The following is a 19,583-nucleotide window of genomic DNA, read 5'->3' on the forward strand; positions in this document are numbered from 1 at the left end:
CCCATGCTCGACAAGGAACTCGAATTCAGCCTGAACATGGTCTTCAAGGAGGCCCGCGAGAAACGCCACGAGTTCGTGACCGTGGAGCACTTGCTGATGGCGCTGGCACAAAATCCCAGCGCGGCCACGGTGCTGCGGGCCTGCGGCGGCGATCTTGATCGCATCCGCGACGAACTGGAAGCCTATATTGACGAGAATACGCCGCGCATCCCACCCAACGATGCGCGCGAAACACAGCCCACACTGGGGTTCCAGCGGGTGCTGCAACGGGCGGTGTTCCACGTACAGTCCAGCGGACGCAAGGAGGTCTCCGGTGCAAATGTCTTGGTGGCCCTGTTCGGCGAGCAGGACAGCCAAGCGTTGTATGTGCTCGGCCAGCAGAACATCTCGCGCCTCGATGTAGTCAATTTCATCTCCCACGGCATATCCAAGGTGGGGGAGGATGAACTGGGCGCACAGCCCGGTCCGAACGAGTCACAGGCCGAGCCGGTGGAAGGCGAGCGCGAGGAAAAGACCAACGCGCTGCAGCTCTACGCCACCAACCTCAATGACAAGGCACGCAAGGACGAGATCGACCCGCTGATTGGTCGCGATCACGAGATCGAACGCACCATTCAGATCCTGTGCCGCCGTCGCAAGAACAACCCGCTGCTGGTGGGTGAGGCCGGGGTGGGCAAGACGGCGATCGCCGAGGGGCTGGCACGACGTATCGTTGATGAAGAGGTCCCGGAAGCGATCGAATCGGCCACCGTCTACTCCCTGGATCTCGGGGCCCTGGTCGCCGGCACCAAGTATCGCGGCGACTTCGAGAAGCGCCTGAAAGGCGTGCTCGCGCAGCTCAAGAAGGAGCCCGGCGCGGTGCTATTCATTGACGAGATCCACACGATTATCGGCGCGGGTGCGGCTTCCGGTGGGGTCATGGATGCCTCAAACCTGATCAAGCCCGTGCTCGCCTCTGGCGAGTTAAAGTGCATCGGTTCGACCACCTACCAGGAATATCGCGGGATCTTCGAGAAAGATCGCGCCCTGGCCCGTCGCTTCCAGAAGATTGAGGTACCGGAGCCAACAGTGGACGAGACCGAGCAAATCCTGCGTGGTCTCAAATCCCGCTTCGAGACGCACCACAACGTGCGTTTTACCAAACCGGCACTACGTGCGGCGGCGGAGCTGGCCGATCGCTATATCACCGATCGATTCTTGCCGGACAAGGCCATCGACCTGATCGACGAAGCCGGCGCCAGCCGTCAGTTGTTGCCTGCAAGTCAGCGCAAGAAGACCATCGGCGTGCAGGACATCGAGACGATCGTGGCCAAGATCGCACGGATCCCGCCAAAGTCGGTGTCCAGCTCCGACAAGGAGACCCTGCGCAACCTCGACCGCAACCTGAAGATGACCGTCTTCGGGCAGGACGAGGCCATTGGCACGCTCGCCACGGCCATCAAGATGGCGCGTTCGGGCCTCGGGGACATGGACAAACCGATCGGCTCGTTCCTGTTCGCGGGTCCGACCGGGGTCGGCAAGACGGAGGTGACCCGGCAACTGGCACAACAGATGGGTATTCACCTGGCCCGCTTCGATATGTCGGAGTACATGGAGCGGCACACCGTCTCGCGTCTCATTGGGGCGCCGCCCGGGTATGTCGGCTACGACGAAGGCGGACTGCTGACGGATGCCATCCTCAAACATCCGCACTCGGTGCTGCTGCTGGACGAGATCGAAAAGGCCCACCCGGACGTGTTCAATGTCCTGCTGCAGGTTATGGACCACGGCACGCTAACCGACACCAATGGCCGCGAGGTGGACTTCCGCAACGTGATCCTCGTCATGACCACAAATGCCGGTGCCGAACAGGCGAGCCGTCCGTCGGTGGGCTTCACCCAGCAAGATCACTCCAGTGATGCGATGGAGGCCATCAAGCGCACCTTTACGCCCGAGTTCCGTAACCGCCTGGATGCAACCATCCAGTTCGGACCGCTGGATGAGGCAACCATCCTGAACGTCGTCGACAAGTTCCTGATCCAGCTGCAGGCGCAGCTCGACGAAAAGAAGGTGCACCTCACCGTGGAGCCAGAGGCCCGAGCCTGGCTCGCCGAGCATGGTTACGACGTCAAGATGGGTGCGCGGCCGATGGCGCGTACCCTGCAGGAGCACATCAAGAAGCCACTGGCCGACGAACTGCTATTCGGACGATTGGCGCATGGTGGCGGGGAAGTCGTTGTGCGCCTGGGCGAGTCCGGTCTGGAGCTGGATATCCAGGAAACCGCCGTGTCTTCCTGACGCAGAATCGGGACCAACACATCGGCCACGGAAGGCCCACAAACGAAAAAGCCCCGGTCTGGCCGGGGCTTCTTCGTGGCCGAGGGACTTACTTGTTGCGGTAGACGATACGACCCTTGGTCAGATCATAGGGCGTCATCTGCACGATCACCTTGTCACCGCGCAATATCCGGATGTAATGCTTACGCATTTTTCCGGAGATGTGCGCTGTGATCGTGTGCCCATTTTCGAGCTCCACCCGGAAGGTGGTGTTCGGGAGCGTCTCAACGACGGTACCCTCAAGCTCGATTTCGTCTTCCTTCGCCATACAGTCCCTCTCGTATTGAATCAAGGTGGCGACATTATCCGGATGCACCGCCGGAACACAAGTCATGCCGCGGGCTGCGTTGGTTTCCAGTCGTTCAGGGGCCGCAAATGAATGGGGCCGGGGGCAACCACCCAAGACCTTGGCGGTTTGCCGACCTTTCCCCGACCGCCTACACTACGCGCGCTTTCACGCGCGAGATTATTGACGAATGACGATGACTTCTTGGGCCGCCGTATTTCCAGGACAAGGATCCCAGTCCACCGGCATGCTGGCCGATCTGGGCGATGATCATGCCATTGTCCGAGACACCTTCCAGGAGGCCTCGGACTGTCTCGACGCCGACCTCTGGAGCTTGTGTCAGCACGGCCCGGTGGAGCAACTCAACCAGACCGAGTGGACCCAACCGGTGATGCTGGCCGCTGGCGTTGCCACCTGGCGCCTGCTGTGTGAACACACCGATGCACGCCCGCAAGCCGTGGCCGGCCACAGCCTCGGGGAGTACAGCGCACTGGTCGCTTCCGGCGTGCTCCGTTTCCCGGATGCCGTGCGCCTGGTGGCCGAACGGGCCCACGCGATGCAGGCGGCCGTTCCGGAGGGCGAGGGTGCGATGGCGGCCGTCCTCGGACTCGACGACGATGCCGTGCGAGCCCTGTGCGAGACGCATGCGAATGGCGAGGTCTTGGAAGCGGTCAATCTGAACGCGCCCGGTCAGGTTGTGATCGCTGGCAATGTCGCCGCGGTGGAACGCGCCGTGGGTGCGGCGAAGGATGCCGGTGCCAAGCGCGCCCTGAAGCTGCCTGTGTCCGTACCCTCTCACTGCGCCCTGATGCGTCCGGCGGCCGAGCGCCTGCAGGCCGCGCTGGACAACACCACCTTTAACTCGCCTACCATTGCCGTCTGGCAAAATGCGACAGCGGCACCGGCCGAATCCGCGCAGGCGATCAAGGCGAACCTGGCCGCCCAACTCTATCGTCCGGTACGCTGGGTCGAGACCATCCGCGGATTGCGCGAGCTTGGGACGGGCGTGCAGGTCGAGTGCGGGCCGGGGCGGGTATTGACCGGGCTGGCCAAGCGCATCGACCGCGATCTGGAATTGTTCGACGTAGCCGACCGCGACACGCTGCGGGCCACGATCGACCGTCTTGCGGCGAACTGACCGCAAGCGACCGCTCATACCGACTATTCAATTACGTAAAGGCGAACCCCATGTCCGACAGCAAACGTGTAGCCCTAGTGACTGGTGCGAGCCGCGGGATTGGCGCGGCCATCGCGCGACGCCTGGCTGAACAGGGTCTGCAGGTGGTGGGCACCGCGACCAGCGACGGCGGCGCAGACCGCATCACCGAGGCCCTGCAGGCGTGGGGAGGGCGTGGTATCGCGATGGATGTAACCGACGCGGAATCGGTCGCCGCAGGGTTGAAGGCCGTCCAGGAGCAGGAAGGGCCCATCGAAGTGCTCGTGAACAACGCGGGTATTACGCGCGACAACCTGTTCATGCGCATGAAGGACGAGGAATGGGATGCGATTATCGAGACCAACCTCTCCGCCGCCGTGCGTCTCACCCAGCGATTGATGAAGGGCATGATGAAGCTGCGCCGCGGGAGAATCATCCTGATCGGGTCCGTGGTGGGCTCCTCGGGCAACGCCGGGCAGACCAACTACGCTGCGGCCAAGGCCGGGCTGGCCGGTTTTGCCCGCTCCCTGGCCCGTGAGGTGGGCAGCCGCAACATCACGGTGAACACGGTGGCGCCGGGGTTCATCGATACCGACATGACCCGTGAGCTGGGTGATGACACCAAACAGGCCCTGTTGGGCCAGATCCCGCTGGGACGCCTCGGCGCTCCGGAGGAGATTGCTGCCGCGGTGAATTTCCTTGCGTCAGAGGAGGCCGGGTACATCACCGGCGAGACCATGCACGTGAATGGCGGCATGTTCATGCACTGATCACGGCGGGTCGGCCGAGGGCCGCCCGCACGTCCCGCGGCGCTTATCGCTAGATCGCGGCGGGGCTTTTCTCTAGAATGGCGGACCTTTCAACGAAGCCGCCTCACACCGAAGGGGATTTCTGAACCATGAGTAGCATTGAAGAACGCGTCAAGAAAATCGTTGTCGAGCAACTGGGTGTCAAGGAAGAGGACGTGACCAACGCGGCCGCCTTCGTCGACGACCTGGGCGCCGATTCGCTGGACACGGTGGAACTCGTGATGGCGCTCGAAGAGGAATTCGAGACGGAGATCCCCGACGAGCAGGCGGAGAAGATCACCACCGTGCAGCAGGCGATCGATTACATCAACGAGCACATGAAGGATTGATCCCCTTCGCCTTCGGGCGTTGGGATAGAACGCGAACGGGCCTTCCTGTGCGCAGGGCGGCCCTTCGTCGTTTCGCTGACCGCGTATTTCAGTCTTTCGAGGAGAACATCATTGGCTAAACGACGTGTCGTGATTACCGGATTGGGGATTGTCTCCCCGGTCGGATCCACCATCGACAAGGCCTGGAACAACATCAAGGCCGGCAAAAGCGGCATTTCCTCCATCGATGTATTCGATGCCTCGGAAATGCCGGTAAAGATTTCCGGCGCCGTCCGGGACTTCGAGGCCAACGACTACGTTCCGACGAAAGACCAGAAGAAGATGGACACCTTCGTCCTGTACGGGATCGCGGCCGGGCTACAGGCCCTGGACGATTCCGGACTCGAGGTGACCGAGGAGAACGCCGATCGAATCGGAGTCGCGATCGGCTCCGGCATTGGCGGTCTGCCGTACATCGAACGTTCCTATGGGGCATACCTGAAGGGTGGGGCCCGAAAGATCTCTCCCTTCTTCGTGCCCAGTGCCATCATCAACATGGTGGCGGGCAATCTTTCCATCATGCGTAACCTGCAGGGGCCGAATATCTCCATCGTCTCGGCCTGTGCGACGGGTACCCACAACATTGGGGACGCCGCGCGCATGATCGCCTATGGCGACGCCGACGCAATGGTGGCGGGTGGCGCCGAGATGGCCACCACCCCGCTGGGCATTGGCGGCTTTGCCGCCGCGCGGGCGCTCTCCACGCGCAACGATGACCCGCAACGCGCCTCGCGTCCCTGGGATCAGGAACGCGACGGGTTCGTGCTCAGTGACGGGGCCGGCGTGATGATGCTGGAAGAATACGAGCACGCGAAGGCACGCGGGGCCCATATTTACTGCGAACTGGCCGGGTTCGCCTGGAATGCGGATGCGCATCACATGACACAGCCGATCCAGGATGGCTCGGGTGCCGCCAAGTGCATGCACCGCGCGCTGAAGGATGCTGGCGTCAATCCGGAAGAGGTCGGGTATATCAATGCCCACGGCACCTCGACCCCGGCCGGCGACCTGGCGGAGACGCAAGGCTTGAAAAAGGCTTTTGGCGACCATGCCCGCAAACTCCTGGTGAACTCCACCAAGTCGATGACCGGGCATCTTCTCGGGGCTGCCGGGGGCATCGAAGGCGTCTTTACCGCCCTGGCGCTGCGCGATCAAGTGTCACCGCCGACAATCAACCTGGAAAACCCCAGCGAAGGGTGTGACCTGGATTATGTGGCCAATGAGGCACGTGACATGAACACCAAGGTCGGCCTGTCCAATTCCTTCGGGTTTGGCGGCACCAACGGCACTCTGGTGTTCCGCAGCATCTGACGGCGGGTCGCCGCCATGGCGGTCCATCGGCTGGCCGCCGGGGTCGATCTCGCGACCCTGGCGCAGCGGTTTCCTGAACGCTACCCACACCTGCTTGAATCGGCCCTGATTGGGCAGGCGCCGGCGCGCTTCTCGATCCTGTTCGCGTTCCCAGGTTGCACGCTGTCGACTGCAGATGGGGACGACGTCCTTGGCGCACTGGACCAAGACCTTTCAGTCTCCAAGGCGTTGGCGCCGGAATTCGCCGCACATGCCCATCTCCCGTTCCTTGGGGGGTGGTTTATCTATGCCGGGTATGAACTGGCCTGGCGTCTGGAGCCGGCTTTAGGCCGATGCCGCCCGGACCCATGGCTCCCGGATGCCCTCGTGACCTATTTCCCCGCCGCGGTCATTCGGGATCACCACGAGGACGTGACGTGGTTTGTCGATGAGGACGCGACAGACCATAGGTTCGAACAGGTGAGCCAGGACCTGTCGATGCTGCAGCAACTGCCCGATACGCTCGACCAGCCGCTGCCCTCGTTGCGTCTGACGGAAGACAATCCACAGGTCTATCGTGACGCCGTCAGCCGGGCGCTGGAATACATTGTCGCCGGGGACACGTTTCAGGTGAATCTCTCGCGCGAATGGCATGGGGTGGCCGAAACTACCCTGGAGCCGGCCGTGCTATACGCGCGTCTACGGGAGGCCAATGCGGCCCCGTTTGCGGCCTGGCTTCAGTTGCCGGGCGCCGACGTGATCAGCTCATCGCCAGAGCGATTGGTATCGGTAGATGCAGGCATCGTAGAAACGCGGCCCATCGCCGGAACCCGGCGGCGTGATGCCGACGAAATTGAAGATCAAAAGCTTTTCAGTGAGTTGGCCTTCAACATTAAAGAGCGTGCTGAGCATGTAATGCTGGTGGATCTGGAACGTAACGATGTCGGGCGGGTCGCGGAGATTGGTAGCGTCCGGGTCGCCGAACTCATGACCATTGAAAGCTATCGCCGCGTGCATCACATCGTTTCGAGCATTGTCGGTCAACTCCGGCCCGGCATCACGGCGGCCGATATCCTGCGCGCGGTCTATCCGGGGGGCACTATTACCGGTTGCCCAAAGATCCGCAGCATGCAGATCATCCAGGAACTGGAGGGTCATGCCCCCCGTGGCGCCTATACGGGCGGCTGCGGCTACGTCAGTCGTCACGGAAGGATGGACACCAATATCTTGATCCGCACGTTGGTGGTGAAAGGCCACGAACTGCGTTTTCGTGCCGGGGCCGGGATCGTCGCCGATTCGGACCCGCAGCGTGAACTGGAGGAGACGCGGCACAAGGCGCGGGGGCTGGTAGAGGCGCTGCGCGGTGACCGGGAGACGATTGGATGATCCTGATTAATGGGGAGCCAGGAATGGCCATCCGAGCGCAGGACCGGGGCTTGCTGCTGGGTGACGGTCTGTTCGAGACCCTGCGCGTGCAGGCTGGACGTCCCCAGTTATGGCGCTATCACTGGCAACGCCTGACGCAGGGCCTGAACCGGCTCGGCTTCCCGGAATTGGCCGAAGGCCAGTTGCTCGAGGAGATCGCCCGGGTGGGCGGCAATGCGGATTGCATGGTGCGGCTTACCGTGACCCGCGGCGAAGGCCCACGCGGCTACGCGCCGCCCGAAAACCCAACAGTGACCCGAATTGTGAGCGGCGGCCCCGCGCTGGAGATGCCCAAGCCAAAGAGTATCCGATCACTGACGCTGGGGTGGGCGGACGTGCCGATCGGCATCAATCCGGCGCTGGCCGGGCTCAAGCACACGAGCCGACTTGAGCATGTGTTGGCCCGTCGCAGCTGGAGGTCCGGCTGGGACGAGGCCATCCTTTGCGATGCACTGGGGCGAGTGGTTAGCGCGACGCAAGGAAACCTCTGGCTACGCAGGGGCCAGAAGCTGATTACCCCACCAGTGCGCGAGTCGGGCATCGCCGGGACACGGCGCGCCTGGGTGCTCGACCATGCCGCCGACTTCGGATTTGAAGGGGTGGAGGCCTATCCCGATCCGGCCGAGGTTCGTGGTGCGGACGCTCTGTATGTAAGCAACGCCCGGATCGGGATGACCCCGGCCAACCTGGCTGAAGCGGACAAGGCGGTGCCCGCGTGGCAGGATGATCCGCTGTATCCAATGGGAATCGCACTGCATGAAGCGGATTAGTCTCGCCGTCCTGACCCTGGTGGTGGTCTTGGCCCTGGGCGCTTCCTGGTGGCTGAGCGAGCACTATCGCGCCCAGCTCAATGCGCCGGTCGAGCTTGAGATGGCGGAGCGCTTCGAACTCGCGTCCGGGCAGGGCCTGCGCCAGGTCAGCCGCCGCTTTGCCGAGCGTGGCTGGGTGGAATCCGCTTGGGCGCTGGAGTTGTACGGCCGGCGGCAGGGCATCGCGCCCCGGCTACAGGCGGGCGAGTACGCTGTCACCCCGGGTATGACGCCACGCGACCTGATCCACGCCATGGCTCGTGGGGATGTGGTGCAGCACCGCCTTACCATTCCCGAAGGATGGACGGTGCGCCAGGCACTGGCCGCCCTGCGCAGCCACCCCGAGCTCGTGGGTCCGCCTGAATCGGTGGGAGTACATAACCTCCTGGAGGTCCTCGAGCTGGACGATTTGGAGCACCCGGAAGGCTGGTTCCTGCCGGACACCTATTTCTTCGGCTCTGCAACGGACGCGCTGACGGTGCTGCAACGCGCCCATCGTTCGATGCGCATGCAGCTGGAACGCGCCTGGGAAGATCGCATTGAGGATCACCCGGTGGAGTCGCCCTACGACTTGCTGATTCTGGCCTCGATTATCGAACGCGAGACCGGCCGTGGTGACGAGCGTGACCGAGTGGCCGGGGTCTTCGTGAACCGCTTGCAACGCGGCATGCGTCTGCAAACCGACCCGACACTGCTCTATGTACAAGAACCGGGAGTGCAACGCCTGACCCGAGCCGAGCTGGATCGTGACCACCCCTACAATACCTATACCCGTGCCGGACTACCGCCCACGCCGATCGCATTGCCTGGGCGTGCCGCCCTGCAAGCCGCGGCCCGGCCCGCCGAAACCGATGACCTGTTCTTTGTCTCGCGCGGGGATGGCAGTCATCATTTCTCGGAGACCTATCGCGAACACCGCGAGGCCGTGATCCGCTATCAGCTGGGCGGTGATGGCACTCGCTACGGTATTCGCAACCGCCGCTAACCGGAGTCGTGCTGACCATGGAATGCCCGTCCGACCCTGGCCGTTTCCTGGTCCTCGAAGGCATCGAGGGCTCGGGCAAAACCACCCAGATTGAACGACTGGAGACGGCACTGGGTGCCGCTGGGCGGTGCGTACGCAGTACCCGAGAACCCGGTGGAACCGCTCTGGGCGAACGTTTGCGGGGTCTGCTGCTGGACCCGGACCTACCGGGGATGTGCGCAGAATCCGAGCTGCTTTTGATGTTCGCTGCTCGCGCACAGCATCTGAGCGAGGTGATCCTTCCTGCCCTGAACGCGGGCGAGTGGGTCCTCAGTGACCGTTTCACCGATGCCTCCTACGCCTATCAGGGAGCCGGACGCGGTCTGGGCCTGGAGCGCATTGCGCCGCTCGAACAGTGGTTGCAGGGGGAGCTACGCCCAGATCTGGTCATTCTGCTGGACATTGATGCCGAGACGGGGCTCTCGCGTGCGGTGCAGCGGGGGCGCAGAGACCGGATTGAGCGCGAGGCACTGGATTTCTTCGAGCGCGCCCGCCAGGCCTATCTGAAGCGGGCCGCCGAGACCCCCGATCGGTACCTGATCGTGGATGCAGCAGCCGATCCGGATACGGTGGCCGGGGACATTATTGCGGGCGTTCGCGAGCGCCTGCCGCTACCCGCGTTGCGAGGGTAGGGCGACCATGGATGCACCGGTCGTCGTGGAGGCGCTACCGCCCTGGCTGGAGAAACCGTGGGAGGGCCTGGTTCAACGCGGGCGCCAGGGCCGCTTGCCGACCGGCTTGCTGATCCACGGTGCCACCGGGGTGGGTAAGTCGCTCCTGACGCGGGCCCTGGTCCAGGCACTGTTGTGCCAGCGTGCCCAGGGCTCCGAACCCGCTTGCGGGGAATGCAATGGCTGCCGCAGCTTTCTGGGCGGCGTGCACCCCGAGGTGATGAGCCTGGAACCGGAGGAGGCGGGCAAGGAGATCCTCATTGCCGCGGCCCGCGAGGCAATCGAATTCTTGGGGCTCTCCGGATCCGGTGACCTTCGCAGCGTGATGATCCGCCCCGCCGATGCATTGAACAGCAACGCAGCAAACGCCCTGTTGAAGACCCTGGAAGAACCCCCCTCTGGTGCGGTCCTGATCCTGGAGGCGGCGCAGCCGGCCCGCTTGCCCGCCACCATCCGCAGCCGTTGCCAGATGATCGAGGTGCCCACGCCAAACCCTGGCGAGGCCAAGGCGTGGTTGCGGGGATTCGCCGAGGACCCCAATGCGGTGGACGAGGCCTATGCGGCCAGCCTCGAGAGACCACTCACCGCCCGCGACGTGCTCGTCGACCCCGAACGCATGGCGCAATGGGCACAGGACCGCGAGGCCCTGATCACGCTCTTGCGCGGCCCCGGGATGACGGCGATGGCCGCGGCGATGCAGCGCTGCCTGCCCGAATCTTTGATTCCCCGGCTACAGGCCTTGCTGGTTGCCGCTCAACGTCTGTTGGTGACCGGCGAGCCGGATGCCTTCGGCCAGCAGTTTCCGCGCGAGCTGCTGGAGCCATTCGCTCGTCACAAGGGGGCGCGTCGCCTCGCCCAACTGTCGGCCGAGGCGCTTGTATGGCAACGCCAGGCCTCTCGCCAGCTGAACCCGCAGCTGCGTATGGAGGATATCGCGCTCGCGATCCTGCGGCGGTAATACCCCCATCTCACGCCGCCTGTCGGGCCGGGGTGGCGCGCGGTTGGTCCGATGGGTGATACTCATCGACCCAGCAGTTTTCTGGTCACTCAGGAGGGTCTATGGCCGGGCAGGGCATGCTCACCTTGGCAATCAAGGAAAAACCCGCGCTGTATGCCGCGTACATGCCGTTCGTGACCAATGGGGGTCTGTTCATCCCTACGGACAAGGCCTACAAGCTGGGAGACCAGGTGTTCCTGCTGCTGTCGTTGCTGGAAGACTCGGACCGGCTGCCGACCCCATGCACCGTCGTCTGGATCACGCCACCCCGGGCCCAGGGCAATCGCCTCCGGGGAATCGGCGTGCAATTCAACAAATCGGACAAGGGAGTGACCCATCGTCGGATCGAGGAACACCTGGGCGGGATGCTGAATTCCGACCGCAAGACTCATACCTTCTAATTCTCGCTTTGTCTGGGGGCCGCACGGGTTCCGTGGTCCCCATTCGGTCAGCTTGTACGAACCGTCCTAGTCGTGCGCAGCGATTCCCTCAGAAACTCCAGCGCGTGATCAATCTGCTCCCGCGTCAGATAGAAATGAGGAGAGAAACGGATGCCTCCGCCGCGCAGGGCACAGAGAATGCCGTGTCCCTGCAACGATGCGTAGAGGGCGTCGAGATCCTCCACCGGGGGGCGGAAGGTCAGGATGCCGGCCCGCCGACCCTTCGGTGTCAGAATGTGACAATCCAGCGAACGCAGACCATCCTCCAGGTGGAGCCAGTGTTCGCGGATATCGTGGTCGACCGTGTCCAGGCCGGTCTCCAGCAGCAATGACAAGCTCGCGTGCAGGGCATGAATACCGAGCATGTTCGGGCTACCCGGTTCGAAGCGCCGTGCACTGGCTGCCGGTTCGATCTCCGGGTTCGAGAAATCACCCGCGTGGGCCAGCATGTTCCAGCCATACTCCTGCAGCGTCAGCCGTTCACGGATCTCGGGGTTCACGTAAAACACCCCGATACCCTCCGGTGCCAACAACCACTTGTGCGCGTCGGCCATGACGAAATCGGCGTGGCAGCCCGGCGCATCAAAGGGCAGGGCGCCAAGATGCTGAATCGCATCGACACAGAACAGAATGCGGCGCGCACGGAGTTCCGCCCCCAGCGCCTGGATATCAATCCGCATCCCGCTGTCGTAACGCACCGCGCTGGCGGCTACCAGCTTTGTCTGAGCATCGCAGGCGGCGAGCAGATCGCGCTCCGGTTCTTCACCGATCGGTACTTCCCGCGCCTCGATTCCGAAGCGTTCGGCGGCGGCTAGCCAGACGACACGGTTGGAAGGGAATTCCCCAGCCGGAAACACGACATTGTCTCCCGGCTTCCAATCCAGCCCGAAGGCCACCATGGAAAGGGCCTCGGAGGTGTTCTTCACGAATGCGATGTCGTCGGCAGCGGGCGCGCCAATCAGGGCCCGGGCGAGTTCCCGTGTGGCATCTACGTGTCGCATCCACTGCAGGTAATCACGGGAACCATGCCCCACGTTCTCACCCGCAAAACGGCAAACGGCCTCTTCGGTACGCCTGGGCCAAGGGCCGACCGCGGCATGATTCAGATGGATAATCCCTTCCTGCGGAAATTCGGGGTGCATGCGTTCCTCCTGTGCGGGAGCAAAAGGGTAACCCACTCGAAATCGTGTTGGGAGCGCACGAACCCATCCGACCAGACGGTTTGGCCGGAGAAGGCCATGTGATCCGGACTGGTCACTAGACAGACAAGCCGTTCCGATCCCGCGCATTCGGTGTCCGATTGTCCGTCCAAGCGGCAAAATCCGCCGATGAACGCCGCGTACCCAGCCTGCTTTGGCACAATACCCGCCATGGACAACGAGACCCTCAAGAAGCGCGACCTGCGTGCCCTGTGGCACCCCTGCACCCAGATGAAGGATTACGGAGAAGAAGGGACGCTGCCACTCCTTCCGATCCAACGCGGGGAGGGCGTCTGGCTCTACGACTTTGATGGCAACCGTTACCTCGATGCCATCAGCTCCTGGTGGGTCAACCTGTTCGGCCACGCCAACCCCCGCATTGGCGATGCGGTGAAGGAACAGCTGGATCAGCTCGAACACGTGATCCTGGCGGGATGTACTCACGAGCCCGTCGTCGAGTTGTGCGAGCGCCTGATCGATCTCACTCCGGAAGGCCTCGACCGCGTGTTTCTGGCCGACAACGGCAGCGCCGGCGTCGAGGTTGCGCTCAAGATGAGCTTTCACTACTGGCTGAATATCGGCAAGCCGGAAAAGACCCGCTTTATCCGCCTCTCCAACAGTTATCACGGGGAGACTCTGGGGGCGCTGTCGGTTAGTGATGTACCGCTTTACAGTGCGACCTACGAACCCTTGATGCTGGATGTAATCACTGTGCCGGCCCCCGATTGCTTCGAGCGCGAGGCCGGCGAGAGCTGCGAAGATGTCGCGCGGCGTCAGTTTCACCACATGGAAGACGCGCTCGCGCGCCACGCCGACGAAGTCTGTGCCGTGATCGTCGAACCCCTGGTGCAATGTGCCGGCCACATGCGCATGTACGACCCGGAGTATCTGCGCCTGTTACGCGAGGCCTGCGATCGCCACGGTGTCCATTTGATCGCCGACGAGATCGCGGTGGGGTTTGGCCGCACGGGAACGTTGTTCGCCTGTGAACAGGGACCGATCACGCCCGATTTCATGTGCCTGTCCAAGGGTCTGACCGCGGGCTACCTCCCAATGGCCGCCGTACTTACCACTGAGACGGTCTATCAAGCGTTCTATGACGATTACGAACGTCTTAACATGTTCCTGCATTCCCATTCCTATACCGGCAACCCATTGGCCTGCAGAGCGGCACTGGCCACGCTTGATATCTTCACGACGGATCCCGTTATCGCGAATAATAAGCGACTTGCGCAGCATATGCAGAAACGACTTGAACCATTGCACGATCATCCTCATGTGGCCGACGTGCGCCAGCATGGGATGATCGCCGCCGTTGAGCTCGTACAGGATAAGTTCCGCAAGACCCCATACCCATGGCAGGAGCGTCGCGGCCTGCATATCTATCGCCACGGTCTGACGCGCGGGGCGTTGCTACGGCCACTCGGAAACGTCAGCTATCTGATGCCGCCGTACGTGATTACCGAGGAACAGATCGATTTTCTGGTCGAGGTCATGACCGAGGGGATCGAACAGGCCGTACGGGCCTGATCGAAGCGCGCCGAAAGGCCGCACAGAGAGTGGATGGGACGAGAGTTCAGTACCGACAACACGCCTCTTGGCCCATCCTTAACGACGCATAATACATATTATGTTAAATCGTATGTTTGGGATTGGGTATGGCACGTCCGCGACGCTCCGGTACCGCGCGTCTGGCCCCCACTGCTCCGATTTGCGGCGCTCTTTTCAGGACAGGCTGTCGATGACGTGAGTCAGGATCTGTTTCACCCGTGCCATGCCAACATCAAGATTGGCGGCAATATCTTCCATGGTGATTTCCCCATCGGCGCGACCCGCCGCCCAGTTGGCGATCACCGCGCAGCAGGCGTAGTTCAGGCCGAGTTCTCGAGCCAACGCTGCTTCCGGCATACCCGTCATGCCGACCAGGTCGCAGCCATCTCGCTCCAGTCGGTCGATCTCTGCCGCGGTCTCGAGCCGTGGACCCTGGGTGGCGCCGTAGGTCCCGTGGTCGACGGCTGCAATGTCCAACTCGTCGATGGCATGGATCAGGGTCTGTCGGACCGTCTCGCTATAGGGCCAGGTCATGTCGATATGGGTAACACCCTGCTCGTCACCCCCGTCGAAGAAGGTGTTGGCCCGTGACCAGGTGTAATCAATAATCTGATCCGGAATGGCCACCACACCGGGTTTCATCTCCTCGGCAATCCCACCGACGGCGGCCACCGCCACCACGTAGTCGACTCCCGCATTGCGCAGGGCCCAGATATTGGCGCGGTAGTTCACCTGATGTGGTGGAATCGTATGACGCGCACCGTGGCGCGGCAGGAACACGATCTCGATCTCGTTCAGGCGGCCGAATACCAGGGGGCCGGAGGGCTCGCCATACGGGGTATGCATCACCTGTCGACGTGTAATCTCAAGATCTTTCAGCTGTGTCAGGCCTGTTCCGCCAATCACGGCAATACGGGGTGAAGACATGGGTGCCTCGGGCGGGGTTAGTGATCGGCCACGGCGAAAATGCCGGGGGCGTTTCGCAGGTAATCCTGGTAGTCCATGCCGTACCCGAACAGGTAGCGGTTGGGCGCCTCCAGGGCCGCGTAATCCACGGTGATCGCCGGATCACGCTCTGGATTGTGTTTGTCGACCAGTACGATGGAAAGCACTTGTTCGGCACCCTGCTCCATGCAGAACGTCTTGATGCCTTCCAGGGTAATGCCACCATCGAGGATGTCGTCGACAATCACCACCGTCCGGCCCTTAAGCGGTGCCTGCGGTCGCGCCAGCCAGTGCAAGTGGTCCCCGCCGTGTGTAGCACCGCGATAACGAGTCGCATGCAGGTAATCGACTTGCATGGGGAACGACCAGCGAGTCAGCAACCCGCCCAGGATCACCACGCCGCCATTCATCACACCCAGTACCAACGGGTTGCGGTTTTTGAGCACCGCCGCCGTACGTTCGGCTAGCCGATCAATCGCCGTCTCCACCGCATCGCGACTGAAGAGACAATCGGCATCGCGCAGTGTGGCTCGGGCCTGTTCCGGGCTCATGGCATGTCCTAAGGGCATCGGTGCGGAGAATCATGTCCGAGCGGCCGGAGCGAGGCAAGCGCGCGGGTTCCGAACCTCGGAAACGCAACCGGCCGGCACAAGGGCCGGCCGGCTGGCAATCAAACGACGGTAACCTTAGTAGGTAAAGGTAACCGTGTCGTCGTCCATCGCTTCGGAGATGACGTAGGCGCCGCCCACGGTTTCTTCGATCTCCGGAATCAGGTCGTTGCCCCACAGGTCCAGCGTCGGGGTGCAGACCTTCATGACAACGCCCGCCTCGTGGGCATCTTTCATGAAGTCGTAGACGCTCTTGCTGGAGCCTTCCTGCACGAACAGGTTTTCGGCAACACCCTTCTTGGCCAATTCGCCGGCACGGCCGGTCATCACGACTTCAACGTCGTATTCCATGGCGGCGGCCACAGTGGCCTGGAAGAACGGGGCGCCCAGCTCGGACGGGTTTGTCGGGTCAGTGTTGACCATGACGATCAGGAGCTTATCGGCCATTTTTTATCTCCAACTCAAGTGGTGAATGTGAATATTAATAGCTGCTCAACCGCAATCCGGTGGCGCATTATAGGCGGGTCGGCCCGCGGGCGCCAATGGACCCCCAAAGGCACCCTTTGCGGCGCTCATGCCGTGGCCAGCAAGCAGCCCTGTATCCAGTGATCCAGCTGTGCACGCAAGGCGTTGATTCGTTGTGGGCTGGCCTCCGTCGGTCGTGCTCGCAGGCGCTCGATGCGGTGAAGCGAATCGGACGATAACGGGCGGTCTGCCTGGGCCTCTAGAATCGCGTCGGCCTGCTCCGGCTGGTTGCAGATCAAGACCATGTCGCAACCGGCCTCGCGCGCGGTCGCCGCTCGCTGGTCCGGGGTCCCCGCCCCTTCGGCGCCGCACATGGCCAGGTCGTCGCTGAGGATCGCCCCGCGAAAACGCAGCTCACGGCGAAGAATGTCCTGCAACCAGATACGGGAAAAGCCCGCTGGCTGCGGATCGACCTGGGGATACACCACATGGGCGGGCATCACGGCTTCCAGATCGCCAAGCACCGGGCGGAAGGCCTCCAGATCCTCGTTTTCGATCTCGGACAGCGGCCGCTCATCGACTGGCAACGCTACATGGGAATCCGCCGCGACCGCCCCATGCCCGGGAAAGTGCTTGCCGACCGCCGCGACCCCGGCCTCGGAAAGACCCCGGATCAGTTCGCAGGCCAGGCGGGCGATGACGTCCGGGTCATGGTGGAAGGCCCGGTCGCCAATCACCTCGCTCACACCGATGTCTCGGTCCAGAACGGGGGTAAAGCTGAAATCGATATCCACCGAGCGCAGTTCGTGACCCAATAATTCGCCCGTAGCATGGGCCAGTTCGCAGGCCTTGTTGCGATCGTAATCGTAGACGTGGCCCAACTGGCGCATGGGCGGAATGCGGGTAAAGCCCTCCTGGAGACGCTGGACGCGCCCCCCCTCCTGGTCTACCGCCACCAGGATGCCCGGGCGTTCGGCTCGGATTGCGGCGACCAATGCCCGGACCTGCTCCGGCGTCCCGACATTGCGGGCGAACAGGATGACCCCGCCGGTCGCGGGATGACGCAGACGTTTGCGATCTTCCGGCGTGAGTTCCAGCCCGGCGACATCCAGCATCACCGGGCCGAGCGGCAAATCGGCATTTTCTGTCATGACTCGAAGCTCGAAGTGGCGCTCACGCAGGAGCAATCCCTTCAGGATAGCGAGGCTTCGGGGAGAAAGGCGAGTGCCTTCAGCTTTTCGATTCGGTCGCGAATGCGGGCGGCCTCTTCGAACTCAAGGTCGCGAGCCTTGGCGAACATCTCCTGTTCCAGGCGCTCGATCTCTTTAGCCGCTTTCTCTGGGGTGCCCACATAGTCGGCGCCCTCCTCCGCGACCTTGCGACCGCGGCGGCCACCGGAACCGGGCGTTGCATTCCGCGCCTCGAGGATGTCCGCAATGTTTTTCTGGATGCCCTTGGGGGTAATGCCGTTGGCCTCGTTGTGCTCGATCTGTTTCGCCCGGCGGCGCTCGGTTTCGTCAATCGCACGCCGCATGGAACCGGTCACCTTGTCGGCATACAGAATGGCCTTGCCATTCACGTTGCGCGCGGCGCGCCCAATGGTCTGGATCAACGAACGATCGGAGCGCAGAAAGCCTTCCTTGTCGGCATCAAGAATCGCCACCAGGGAAACTTCGGGCATATCCAGGCCCTCGCGCAGCAGGTTGATGCCGACCAGTACGTCGAATTCCCCCAGGCGCAGGTCGCGGATGATCTCCATGCGCTCCACGGTATCGATATCGGAATGCAGGTAGCGGACGCGCACCCCGTGTTCCGTCAGGTAATCCGTTAGGTCTTCCGCCATGCGCTTGGTCAGCGTGGTGATCAGTACCCGCTCGTTGCGTTCTACTCGATCGCGAACCTCGGACAGGGCATCGTCCACCTGGGTCCCGGCCGGGCGGACTTCGAGCTCCGGGTCCAGCAGGCCCGTCGGGCGCACCACCTGGTCGACAATCGCTCCGGCATGTTCACGTTCGTAGGGACCGGGCGTTGCCGACACGTAGATCGTCTGTGGTTGCAGGGCCTCGAACTCCTCGAAGCGCAGCGGCCGGTTGTCCAGGGCCGAAGGCAGACGGAAGCCGTATTCCACCAGGGTCTCCTTGCGCGATCGGTCACCCTTGTACATCCCGCCTACCTGCGGCACGGAGACGTGCGACTCGTCGATCACCAGCAGCGCATCCTTGGGCAGGTAATCAAAAAAGGTCGGCGGTGGCTCGCCCGGGGCGCGCCCGGAGAGATAGCGCGAGTAGTTCTCGATCCCGTTGCAATAACCGATCTCCAGGATCATCTCCAGGTCGAACAGAGTACGTTGTTCCAGGCGCTGCGCCTCGACCAGTCGGTCTTCCTTGCGCAGGAAGTCCAGCCGCTCCTTCAGCTCGTCACGGATGTGATCCACTGCGCCGAGCAGGGTTTCACGCGGCGTCACATAGTGCGTTTTTGGATACACCGTCAGGCGCGGCACGGTACGTAGCTGTTCACCCGTCAGGGGGTCGAAATACGAAAGTCGCTCCACCTCGTCATCGAATAGCTCGATGCGCACGGCTTCGTTGTCCGATTCCGCCGGGTGGATGTCGATTACCTCGCCACGCACGCGGTACGTCGCACGGCGCAGCTCGGTGTCGTTGCGGGTGTACTGAAGTTCGGCCAAACGCCGCAGCAGGTCGCGCTGATCAATGCGGTCGCCGCGTTCAATGTGCAGCACCATCGAGAGATACTTCCGGGGATCGCCCAGGCCGTAGATTGCGGACACTGAGGCCACGATGATTGCGTCACGACGTTCCAGTAGCGCGCGAGTAGCCGAAAGACGCATCTGTTCGATGTGGTCGTTGATCGACGCGTCCTTCTCGATGTAAGTATCCGACGAAGGGACGTAGGCCTCCGGCTGGTAGTAGTCGTAGTACGAAACGAAGTACTCCACCGTGTTGTGGGGGAAGAACTCCTTGAATTCGCCGTACAATTGCGCCGCAAGCGTCTTGTTGGGGGCCAGGATAATGGTGGGGCGCTGAATGTTCTCGATGACGTTCGCAATGGTGAAGGTCTTGCCGGAGCCGGTTACGCCCAGCAGCACCTGATGAGCCAGCCCCGCGTCGATGCCATCCGTCAGCGCCTGGATCGCGGCCGGTTGATCGCCCGCCGGCTGGTACTCCGATACGACCTTGAATTGCTCACCCTCGCCTGGTTGCACC

General features: G+C 62.7%; 19 protein-coding genes. 12 read left to right on the forward strand and 7 right to left on the reverse strand.

Annotated features, from left to right (window positions below; all coding sequences use genetic code 11):
- Positions 1 to 3: 3 nt before the first annotated feature.
- On the forward strand, positions 4 to 2,277 hold the full coding sequence (gene clpA, locus D002_RS0101200; RefSeq protein ID WP_018140092.1) for an ATP-dependent Clp protease ATP-binding subunit ClpA: 2,274 nt from the start codon (positions 4 to 6) through the stop codon (positions 2,275 to 2,277).
- An 88-nt stretch (positions 2,278 to 2,365) separates the two neighbouring features.
- Here clpA and infA read toward each other — a convergent pair whose 3' ends face one another.
- Positions 2,366 to 2,584: a translation initiation factor IF-1 gene (infA, locus tag D002_RS0101205; RefSeq protein WP_012982660.1), complete on the reverse strand. Its 219-nt coding sequence runs from the start codon at positions 2,582 to 2,584 to the stop codon at positions 2,366 to 2,368.
- 208 nt (positions 2,585 to 2,792) lie between these two features.
- On the opposite strand from infA, the gene fabD reads away from it, so the two are divergent.
- From fabD to D002_RS0101255, 10 genes are all read left to right on the forward strand, one after another.
- The gene (gene fabD / locus D002_RS0101210) at positions 2,793 to 3,740 is read left to right on the forward strand and encodes an ACP S-malonyltransferase (protein ID WP_081610797.1); all 948 of its coding nucleotides are present in this window, start codon (positions 2,793 to 2,795) and stop codon (positions 3,738 to 3,740) included.
- Positions 3,741 to 3,790: 50 nt separating this feature from the next.
- Entirely contained in the window at positions 3,791 to 4,528 is a 738-nt protein-coding gene (gene fabG, locus D002_RS0101215) for a 3-oxoacyl-ACP reductase FabG (protein WP_018140094.1), read from the forward strand.
- A gap of 128 nt (positions 4,529 to 4,656) precedes the next feature.
- A complete protein-coding gene (gene acpP, locus D002_RS0101220; protein ID WP_017941560.1) occupies positions 4,657 to 4,896 on the forward strand; it encodes an acyl carrier protein in 240 nt (79 codons plus the stop codon).
- Positions 4,897 to 5,025: 129 nt separating this feature from the next.
- Positions 5,026 to 6,246 (forward strand): beta-ketoacyl-ACP synthase II, encoded by a 1,221-nt coding sequence (gene fabF / locus D002_RS0101225; RefSeq protein ID WP_018140095.1) that lies wholly within the window; start codon positions 5,026 to 5,028, stop codon positions 6,244 to 6,246.
- 15 nt (positions 6,247 to 6,261) lie between these two features.
- Positions 6,262 to 7,611 (forward strand): aminodeoxychorismate synthase component I, encoded by a 1,350-nt coding sequence (locus D002_RS0101230; protein ID WP_018140096.1) that lies wholly within the window; start codon positions 6,262 to 6,264, stop codon positions 7,609 to 7,611.
- The gene (gene pabC, locus D002_RS0101235; RefSeq protein WP_018140097.1) at positions 7,608 to 8,420 is read left to right on the forward strand and encodes an aminodeoxychorismate lyase; all 813 of its coding nucleotides are present in this window, start codon (positions 7,608 to 7,610) and stop codon (positions 8,418 to 8,420) included. The genes D002_RS0101230 and pabC overlap by 4 nt, the downstream gene beginning before the upstream one ends.
- Positions 8,407 to 9,444, forward strand: coding sequence for an endolytic transglycosylase MltG (gene mltG / locus D002_RS0101240; protein WP_018140098.1), 1,038 nt, complete (start codon positions 8,407 to 8,409; stop codon positions 9,442 to 9,444). Before pabC ends, mltG begins: the two co-directional genes overlap by 14 nt.
- Positions 9,445 to 9,461: 17 nt before the next feature.
- On the forward strand, positions 9,462 to 10,115 hold the full coding sequence (gene tmk, locus D002_RS0101245) for a dTMP kinase (RefSeq protein ID WP_018140099.1): 654 nt from the start codon (positions 9,462 to 9,464) through the stop codon (positions 10,113 to 10,115).
- A 7-nt stretch (positions 10,116 to 10,122) separates the two neighbouring features.
- Positions 10,123 to 11,112, forward strand: coding sequence for a DNA polymerase III subunit delta' (locus D002_RS0101250; RefSeq protein ID WP_018140100.1), 990 nt, complete (start codon positions 10,123 to 10,125; stop codon positions 11,110 to 11,112).
- Between the two features lie 101 nt (positions 11,113 to 11,213).
- Entirely contained in the window at positions 11,214 to 11,552 is a 339-nt protein-coding gene (locus tag D002_RS0101255) for a PilZ domain-containing protein (protein WP_017941553.1), read from the forward strand.
- Positions 11,553 to 11,599: 47 nt separating this feature from the next.
- Here the strand turns inward: D002_RS0101255 and D002_RS0101260 are convergent, their stop codons facing one another.
- On the reverse strand, positions 11,600 to 12,733 hold the full coding sequence (locus tag D002_RS0101260; RefSeq protein ID WP_018140101.1) for an aminotransferase class V-fold PLP-dependent enzyme: 1,134 nt from the start codon (positions 12,731 to 12,733) through the stop codon (positions 11,600 to 11,602).
- Between the two features lie 228 nt (positions 12,734 to 12,961).
- Here D002_RS0101260 and D002_RS0101265 point away from each other — a divergent pair, with 228 nt between their 5' ends.
- Positions 12,962 to 14,320, forward strand: coding sequence for an adenosylmethionine--8-amino-7-oxononanoate transaminase (locus tag D002_RS0101265; RefSeq protein ID WP_018140102.1), 1,359 nt, complete (start codon positions 12,962 to 12,964; stop codon positions 14,318 to 14,320).
- A gap of 195 nt (positions 14,321 to 14,515) precedes the next feature.
- Here the strand turns inward: D002_RS0101265 and D002_RS0101270 are convergent, their stop codons facing one another.
- The 5 genes from D002_RS0101270 to uvrB all read right to left on the reverse strand — a co-directional run bounded on the left by D002_RS0101270 (position 14,516) and on the right by uvrB (position 19,582).
- Positions 14,516 to 15,268, reverse strand: a complete 753-nt coding sequence (locus tag D002_RS0101270) for an S-methyl-5'-thioinosine phosphorylase (protein ID WP_018140103.1) — start codon at positions 15,266 to 15,268, stop codon at positions 14,516 to 14,518.
- Between the two features lie 17 nt (positions 15,269 to 15,285).
- A complete protein-coding gene (locus tag D002_RS0101275) occupies positions 15,286 to 15,837 on the reverse strand; it encodes a hypoxanthine-guanine phosphoribosyltransferase (RefSeq protein WP_018140104.1) in 552 nt (183 codons plus the stop codon).
- Positions 15,838 to 15,972: 135 nt separating this feature from the next.
- Positions 15,973 to 16,341 (reverse strand): DsrE family protein, encoded by a 369-nt coding sequence (locus D002_RS0101280; protein ID WP_018140105.1) that lies wholly within the window; start codon positions 16,339 to 16,341, stop codon positions 15,973 to 15,975.
- Positions 16,342 to 16,466: 125 nt separating this feature from the next.
- Entirely contained in the window at positions 16,467 to 17,510 is a 1,044-nt protein-coding gene (gene nagZ, locus D002_RS0101285; protein WP_018140106.1) for a beta-N-acetylhexosaminidase, read from the reverse strand.
- A gap of 41 nt (positions 17,511 to 17,551) precedes the next feature.
- Entirely contained in the window at positions 17,552 to 19,582 is a 2,031-nt protein-coding gene (gene uvrB / locus D002_RS0101290; protein ID WP_018140107.1) for an excinuclease ABC subunit UvrB, read from the reverse strand.
- Between the last annotated feature and the right edge of the window lies 1 nt (position 19,583).

This window comes from Thioalkalivibrio sp. ALJ7, assembly GCF_000376865.1.
Lineage (GTDB): Bacteria > Pseudomonadota > Gammaproteobacteria > Ectothiorhodospirales > Ectothiorhodospiraceae > Thioalkalivibrio.

Coding starts and splice junctions, on each gene's coding strand:
- D002_RS0101250 (WP_018140100.1), top strand. CDS start 10,123: ATGGATGCACCGGTCGTCGTGGAGGCGCTACCGCCCTGGCTGGAGAAA.
- acpP (WP_017941560.1), top strand. CDS start 4,657: ATGAGTAGCATTGAAGAACGCGTCAAGAAAATCGTTGTCGAGCAACTG.
- D002_RS0101280 (WP_018140105.1), bottom strand. CDS start 16,341: ATGGCCGATAAGCTCCTGATCGTCATGGTCAACACTGACCCGACAAAC.
- D002_RS0101260 (WP_018140101.1), bottom strand. CDS start 12,733: ATGCACCCCGAATTTCCGCAGGAAGGGATTATCCATCTGAATCATGCC.
- infA (WP_012982660.1), bottom strand. CDS start 2,584: ATGGCGAAGGAAGACGAAATCGAGCTTGAGGGTACCGTCGTTGAGACG.
- fabD (WP_081610797.1), top strand. CDS start 2,793: ATGACGATGACTTCTTGGGCCGCCGTATTTCCAGGACAAGGATCCCAG.
- D002_RS0101230 (WP_018140096.1), top strand. CDS start 6,262: ATGGCGGTCCATCGGCTGGCCGCCGGGGTCGATCTCGCGACCCTGGCG.
- D002_RS0101265 (WP_018140102.1), top strand. CDS start 12,962: ATGGACAACGAGACCCTCAAGAAGCGCGACCTGCGTGCCCTGTGGCAC.
- D002_RS0101270 (WP_018140103.1), bottom strand. CDS start 15,268: ATGTCTTCACCCCGTATTGCCGTGATTGGCGGAACAGGCCTGACACAG.
- D002_RS0101255 (WP_017941553.1), top strand. CDS start 11,214: ATGGCCGGGCAGGGCATGCTCACCTTGGCAATCAAGGAAAAACCCGCG.
- mltG (WP_018140098.1), top strand. CDS start 8,407: ATGAAGCGGATTAGTCTCGCCGTCCTGACCCTGGTGGTGGTCTTGGCC.
- tmk (WP_018140099.1), top strand. CDS start 9,462: ATGGAATGCCCGTCCGACCCTGGCCGTTTCCTGGTCCTCGAAGGCATC.
- fabG (WP_018140094.1), top strand. CDS start 3,791: ATGTCCGACAGCAAACGTGTAGCCCTAGTGACTGGTGCGAGCCGCGGG.
- clpA (WP_018140092.1), top strand. CDS start 4: ATGCTCGACAAGGAACTCGAATTCAGCCTGAACATGGTCTTCAAGGAG.
- nagZ (WP_018140106.1), bottom strand. CDS start 17,510: ATGACAGAAAATGCCGATTTGCCGCTCGGCCCGGTGATGCTGGATGTC.
- D002_RS0101275 (WP_018140104.1), bottom strand. CDS start 15,837: ATGAGCCCGGAACAGGCCCGAGCCACACTGCGCGATGCCGATTGTCTC.
- pabC (WP_018140097.1), top strand. CDS start 7,608: ATGATCCTGATTAATGGGGAGCCAGGAATGGCCATCCGAGCGCAGGAC.